The organism is Eikenella sp. HMSC061C02 (genome assembly GCF_001809035.1).
Taxonomy (GTDB): domain Bacteria; phylum Pseudomonadota; class Gammaproteobacteria; order Burkholderiales; family Neisseriaceae; genus Eikenella; species Eikenella corrodens.
The window spans coordinates 161,579-167,583 of record NZ_KV795540.1; the positions used below are offsets into that span (position 1 = coordinate 161,579).

Annotated in this window: 9 protein-coding genes and 1 pseudogene; 1 reads left to right on the plus strand and 9 read right to left on the minus strand. The window is 57.7% G+C overall.

The genetic code is table 11. The annotated features are described in order from the left end of the window. Positions 1–167: 167 nt before the first annotated feature. Entirely contained in the window at positions 168–515 is a 348-nt protein-coding gene (locus HMPREF2541_RS04240) for a YraN family protein (protein WP_070541875.1), read from the minus strand. A 126-nt stretch (positions 516–641) separates the two neighbouring features. Here HMPREF2541_RS04240 and rsmI point away from each other — a divergent pair, with 126 nt between their 5' ends. Further along, a complete protein-coding gene (rsmI, locus tag HMPREF2541_RS04245; protein WP_070541878.1) occupies positions 642–1,517 on the plus strand; it encodes a 16S rRNA (cytidine(1402)-2'-O)-methyltransferase in 876 nt (291 codons plus the stop codon). Between the two features lie 85 nt (positions 1,518–1,602). Here rsmI and HMPREF2541_RS04250 read toward each other — a convergent pair. The 8 genes and pseudogenes from HMPREF2541_RS04250 to gshB form a co-directional block, all read right to left on the minus strand. After that, a pseudogene (locus HMPREF2541_RS04250) lies at positions 1,603–2,205 on the minus strand (murein L,D-transpeptidase family protein). An 81-nt stretch (positions 2,206–2,286) separates the two neighbouring features. Continuing rightward, positions 2,287–2,568: a DUF7710 domain-containing protein gene (locus HMPREF2541_RS04255; RefSeq protein ID WP_003823330.1), complete on the minus strand. Its 282-nt coding sequence runs from the start codon at positions 2,566–2,568 to the stop codon at positions 2,287–2,289. Then, complete coding sequence (locus tag HMPREF2541_RS04260) at positions 2,565–2,987, minus strand: hypothetical protein (RefSeq protein WP_070541881.1); 423 nt, start codon at positions 2,985–2,987, stop codon at positions 2,565–2,567. Before HMPREF2541_RS04260 ends, HMPREF2541_RS04255 begins: the two co-directional genes overlap by 4 nt. A 194-nt stretch (positions 2,988–3,181) precedes the next feature. Continuing rightward, positions 3,182–3,382 carry a hypothetical protein gene (locus HMPREF2541_RS04265; RefSeq protein WP_003823332.1) on the minus strand — a complete coding sequence of 67 codons (201 nt, stop codon included), beginning with the start codon at positions 3,380–3,382 and terminating at the stop codon, positions 3,182–3,184. A gap of 88 nt (positions 3,383–3,470) precedes the next feature. After that, entirely contained in the window at positions 3,471–3,944 is a 474-nt protein-coding gene (locus HMPREF2541_RS04270; RefSeq protein ID WP_003823333.1) for a copper chaperone PCu(A)C, read from the minus strand. Positions 3,945–3,974: 30 nt separating this feature from the next. After that, positions 3,975–4,337, minus strand: coding sequence for a diacylglycerol kinase (locus HMPREF2541_RS04275; RefSeq protein ID WP_064083931.1), 363 nt, complete (start codon positions 4,335–4,337; stop codon positions 3,975–3,977). Then, on the minus strand, positions 4,334–5,053 hold the full coding sequence (locus HMPREF2541_RS04280; RefSeq protein ID WP_003823335.1) for a hypothetical protein: 720 nt from the start codon (positions 5,051–5,053) through the stop codon (positions 4,334–4,336). The genes HMPREF2541_RS04275 and HMPREF2541_RS04280 overlap by 4 nt, the downstream gene beginning before the upstream one ends. A 267-nt stretch (positions 5,054–5,320) precedes the next feature. Next, positions 5,321–6,005 (minus strand): glutathione synthase (gene gshB / locus HMPREF2541_RS04285; protein ID WP_070541884.1); only part of this gene is annotated, 685 nt, incomplete at its 5' end.

Sequence of the window (6,005 nt, forward strand, 5' to 3'; positions counted from 1 at the left end):
TTACCGATAACAGGTAAGCGGGAAGAGATTTGCTGAAAGCATTGGCTGCAATACGGCCAAAACAAGCAGCGCTAGTTCGGCGAAGCGCAACACACAATCACAAGTTTCAGCCAAGCCAAAAACCTCATCCTTTTTCAGCTAGCCTGTCTGCTCCACAACCGCCAGCTTCAATACCCGCCGATATTCTGCAACCACTGCGGCGGTTGATCACTTTCAATCAAGATGGCATCGATACGGCAAGGTTGATTCGGCGCATTTTGCTGGAGCCAGGTTTCGGCGCTGCGGCTGAGTTTGGCCAGTTTGGCCGGAGTGATGCTCGCTGCCGCGCCGCCGAAGCTTTGGCTGCGCCGCTGCCGCACTTCCACAAACAAATACACCCCGCCCTGCTCGGCGATGATGTCGATTTCGCCATAGCGGCAATGCCAGTTGAGCGCCAGGATGCGGCACCCCTGTTTTTTCAGGTAGCCTGCGGCGGTATCTTCGGCAGCTTGGCCGGTGGCGTGGTTGAGGCGCATGGTTTTCCTTTCGTGCGATACCGCAAATCAGCTCCGCTTCCGCCACGGCCTACCCCGCCTTGTATCGGAAGCTAGTTTAATTTGCTATAGTTTGCGGCATTTCAAACGCAATCATACCCGAAGACCATGTGGCAAAAAATATTGGATAAGGCGGCCGCGCAGATTGAGCCGCAAACGCTGTATGTGGTGGCAACGCCCATCGGCAACCTGGCCGACATCACACTGCGCGCGCTGGCAGTGTTGCAACGGGCAGACTTGGTGTGCGCGGAAGACACGCGCGTGAGCCAGCAGCTGCTCTCGGCCTACGGCATCCGCGCCAAGCTCGTGAGCGTGCGCGAACACAACGAGCGGCAAATGACCGACACCATCACCACCGCGCTCGCCGCCGAGCAGGTGGTGGCGCAGATATCGGATGCGGGCACGCCTGCCGTGTGCGACCCCGGGGCGCGGCTGGCCGCGGGCGTGCGGGCAGCGGGCTTCAAGGTGGTGCCGGTGGCCGGAGCCAGCGCGGTGATGGCGGCTTTGAGCGTGGCCGGGGTAACGCAGTCGGATTTTTATTTTGCCGGCTTTCTGCCGCCCAAGGCGGGCGAACGGGCGCAATGGTTTGAGCGTTGGCGCGAAGTGCCCTATGCCGTAGCGATGTTTGAAACGCCGCACCGCATCGAGGCGGCACTCACCCAAATGGCCGAAATCCTGCCCAACCGGCATTTGGTGCTGGCACGCGAAATTAGCAAGACATTTGAAACCTTTATCAGCGGCAGTGTGGCCGACGTGCTGGCTGCCGTGCGTGCCGATGCCAACCAAACGCGCGGCGAAATGGTGCTGGTGCTGCACCCGCCCGAAGCCGCCGCTGCCAACGAACTGAACGACCAGGCGCGACACATCATGAGCCTGCTCGCCGCCGAACTGCCACCGAAAAAAGCCGCCGCGCTGGCTGCGGAAATCAGCGGGGCGAATAAAAAGGCGCTGTATGAATGGGCAGTGGCACAGAAGCGGGAATAGAAACAACTGAATCACATAAAAGGCTACCTGAAACACGATTTACCGTTTTCAGGTAGCCTTTTGCCATGCCGGACTACCCTGCCCGCTAAGGCAAAATCTCAATTTCAGCCTGCGGTTTGACGTGGGCGTAAAGTTCGTCGATTTCGCCATCGGTTACAGCAATGCAGCCGTGGGTCTAATCGCGGCGCAGGTGTTGCGCGCCGATAAGGCCTAAGCCGTTGCGCAGGCCGTGGATTTTGATGTCGCCGCCAGGGTTTTTGCCTTGTGCGGCGGCATGGTCGCGGTCGGCGGCGTTGGGGTAGGAAACGCCGAGATTTTTATGGTGGCTGCTGTGGGGATTACGGTCGTTGATGGTGTAGCGGCCTTCAGGGGTTTTGCCGTCGCCTTCAAATTGTTTGTGGCCAACCGGGCTAAAGCCGAGTGTGATGGGATAGGTTTTCAGCAGATTGCCTTGCGCGTCGTAGGCATCCATTTCACGCTCGGCTTTGCGCACAACGAGTTTGACAATGTTGCTGCCCGGCGGCAGGGCGGGCTGTTGCAATAGGCTTTGCTGCCTGGGGCTGAGGCCGGCACTGTTGCCTGTGTTGGGCAGGCTGCCGGGCGGATTGCTGCTGTGCCGCAGAAAAACATAGCCGCCGAGCAGCAGAAGAATGGTGCCGAACAGGGCAAGTAGCGGTTTTTTATTCATGGGTTTGGCATCGATTTGAGCTTTGCCGCAACTCGCGTGGCTCGTTTCCACTGCATTGAAGATTCGGTTTTCAGGTAGCCTTTAGGCTTCTTTGCCTGCTTCGTAGTGATAGTGCTCCAAATGGGCACTGCTGAAATTTTGGATGAATTGGGCGGTTTGTTGCTCGTCTTTGGTGGGTCGGATGATTTGGCTTTGCACTGCCCAATCATACACCGGCTGGTCAATCGGATAGGCGGTGAGCAGGCCGCTGAGGGCGTGTTGCCGAATCCAGCGCTCTGCGTTTTCTTTACCGGAGAAGCAAGCCGACACATTCCGGCTGCCGCTGCCTTGAAACACCCAAACCCGATTATCCGCCCGGCTCATGCCGCTGCCCCTTGTTTCAACCGCTCAAGCAGTGCGCCGTCTTTGCCGAATTCGGCCAACGTGCCGCCGATATCGAACCAGACTTGCTGGTTTGGTTCGCCGCTGCCGTCCAGATGCCAGGCCGCCCAGCTATACACGCCTTGGAGTTCGTGGGTGCGACCGCCGCCGGACACATGCAGGCAAAACTCAAAGGCCACGGCGGTGCGGTTTATGGTTACGGCTTCGGGATGACTTTCGGAGCGGGTGCCGACGGTAAGCCAATCGGGCGGGGAGGTAACGGCAAAATCGAGCAGGCGGCTGTCGGCCACTTGTTCGCGCAGAATGCTTTCGATGCTACGTCGGATTTCTGCATAAGGCTCATCGGCAAGCCATTGCAACATATGCCGGGTGTCGTCGAGGAGTTGGAAGTTGTCTTTCATGATTTTAAATCAGGTAGTTGTGATTTCAGGTAGCCTCTATCCGGCATATAAGGCTACCTGAAAGCGTGCGCCGCAACGCAGGTAAAACGATGTTTCGGCGTAGTAAAAGTAGGTTGGGTTAGCCACAGGCGTAACCCAATATAAAGAGTATCCAATTGTTGGGTTACGGCTTGCAGCCTAACCCAAGCTACAGCTCATTTGCCCGTGAGTTTAAACACACCAACGAATACCAAACACACCAGCACAATCGAACCCAAAATGATCAGAGGGATAATGCCATCACCGAACATAAACATCAGCATTACTGCTGGCCAGATCAAAAAGTGGCCAGCCACATAAACAATTATTGCCGTCATAAATAAAGCTGTTAAAAACCGGACAATTTTATTATCCATCAATCCCCCAGCCTTCTTCTGAAAAACAGCACAATCTATTTTCAGGTAGCCTCCATCCCAACCAAGAGGCTACCTGAAACCTTATCGGCTAGTGCGTGTGATGGTGATGATGATGGTGGTGATGCCCGCCGCCCGCTTCATCACTCGGGCTTTTCACTTCCACCTGCACGGTTTGCTCGGGGGCGTGGCGGAATTTCAGCGTGAGCGGGAAACGGCTGCCTGCGGTAAGGGGCTGTTTGAGGCCGATCAGCATCACGTGGTAGCTGCCGGGCTTGAGCTCGGTGCGTTCGTTGGCGGGCAGCGGCAGGCCTTGTGGCATGGCCTGCATGCGCATATTGCCGCCGGCCATCACGTGTTCGTGGATTTCCACGCTTTCGGCCACGGGGCTGCTGCCGCCGATCAGCGCGTCGGCGGGGCTGCTGTTTTCCAGCTGCATAAACACGCCGCCGGAATTCATGCCGGGCACGGTAAACCGCGCCCAAGCCTCGCTGGCGCGCACTTCTGCCTGGGCGGCTGCGGCCAAGAGCAGGCCGGAGAGGATAACGATTTGCTTAAGCTTCATATGCTTTCCTTTCTATCAAACGGGGTTGGACTACAGGGTGTTTAAGGCCATCAGCCAAAAAATGCCAACGAGCAACAGCGCCACCAGTTGCGCGGCGGAGCCGGCATCTTTGGCGATTTTAGAGAGCGGGTGCAGCTCTTCGGAAATCCTGTCCACCACAGCTTCGATGGCAGTGTTGAACAGCTCCACAATCAGCGAGAGCAGCGATGCGCCCACCAGCAGCATGCGCACGGGCGTATCAAAATCGAAGCAGAACACCAGGGGCAGCAGCACGGCGTGCAGCCACACCAGCTGGCGGAAGGCGGCTTCGTTGCGGTAGGCGGCGGCGAGGCCGTCGCGGGAATATTGGGCGGCGGCGATCAGGCGCGCGAGGCCGCGTTTGCCGGGTTTCATCGATGCTCCTTTTGATGTTGGTAGTTGGAATAAAGGCAATACCAAGCGAAGGCGAAAAACACCGCCTGGGCGATATTGAATGTTGCTCCGCCGATGCAGGCCGCTGCGGCCGATTGTGGAAACAGGCTGCACACGCCCGCCACCACAGCGCCCACCGGCAAGGGGTTTGCCCATACAGAAGCACGCGGCAAGACAGTTTGTCCGCGCACGGTTTGCACCAGCAGCACCAGCCAGCCCGCAGCCAGCAGCCCCACCGAGGCAAACCAATGTACCGCCAACATGGCATGAAATGCCCGAAATTGTGCCAGCAACATCGGATAGGCTTCAGGCGGGCTATGCAGCAGGGTTTGCGCACTGATTCCCATATAATAAAAGCCCGCATGCCCCAAGGGCGAGAGTGCATAGCCTGCCGAGAGCAGGCTCAACACCGCACCTGCCGCCTTGCCTCGCAGCAAACGGCGCACACCGAAAGCCGAGGCCAAATAAAACGGCAGGCTGAAAGTGGCGGGCAACACGCCCCAAAACAGCCGCTGCGGCGATCCGGCCAGCATCAGCACCGCCAAATCCACATCGTCGCCTAAGGCGGAGGCCAGTGTGTGCGAAAACAATGGATACTGCTCCGGCGACTGCACAAAGCCCACCAGCAGCATATCCGCCGCCGTCCAACACAGCGCGGCAAACAAGCCGGACAGCAATAATGTAAGTGGTTTGGTCATATTGGCGTGCTCCGAATGATGTGCGGGGCTACCTGAAAAATAAGTTCGGCAACAAAGTGGAAACGGGCAATCCTGCTCAACGACGCTGAAAATATACAGCTCGGCATGGAGCCAAACTATGGTTTGCCGCCCTGAAATTTTCAGGTAGCCTTCAATCGTGGGTATACAGTATACAAATACTTGTATACAAAAAACCTTCGTTTTTCAGGCAGCCTCTATCACTACCGTAGGCTACCTGAAAGCCGGGCTTCAATTGAGCAACGCCTATCACGCGTTCCATTCCACCGAATCGATGAATTTGGCGGCCACATCAAAGCCTTTTTGTTTGGTGATTTCTTGGAAACCGGTGGGGCTGGTCACGTTCACTTCGGTTAGATGGCTGCCAATCACGTCCAATCCGGCCAGCAAAATGCCGCGCCGTTTCAGCTCTGGGGCGAGGGTTTCGGCGATTTCGCGGTCGCGCGCGCTCAATTCCTGCGCCACGCCGCGCCCGCCGGCGGCCAGATTGCCGCGCGTTTCGCCCTGCTGCGGTATGCGGGCAAGGGCAAAGGGCACGACTTCGCCGTCAATCACGAGGATGCGTTTGTCGCCGTGCACGATTTCGGGGATGTAGCGTTGCGCCATAATGGTGCGCGTATCCAGCCGCATCAGGGTTTCGAGAATGCTGCCGATGTTCGGGTCGCGCTCGGTGAGGCGGAAAATGCCCATGCCGCCCATGCCGTCGAGCGGTTTGACGATGATGTCGCCGTGTTCGGCCAAAAAGGCGCGCACATCGGCGGCGCGGGTGGAAACGAGGGTGGGCGCGGTGAATCGGGAAAAATTCAAAATGGCGAGTTTTTCGTTGAAATCGCGCATGGCCTGCCCGCTGTTGAACACTTTTGCGCCCTGCTGTTCGGCGAGGGTGAGCAACTGGGTGCTGTAGAGGTATTGCATATCGAACGGCGGGTCGGTG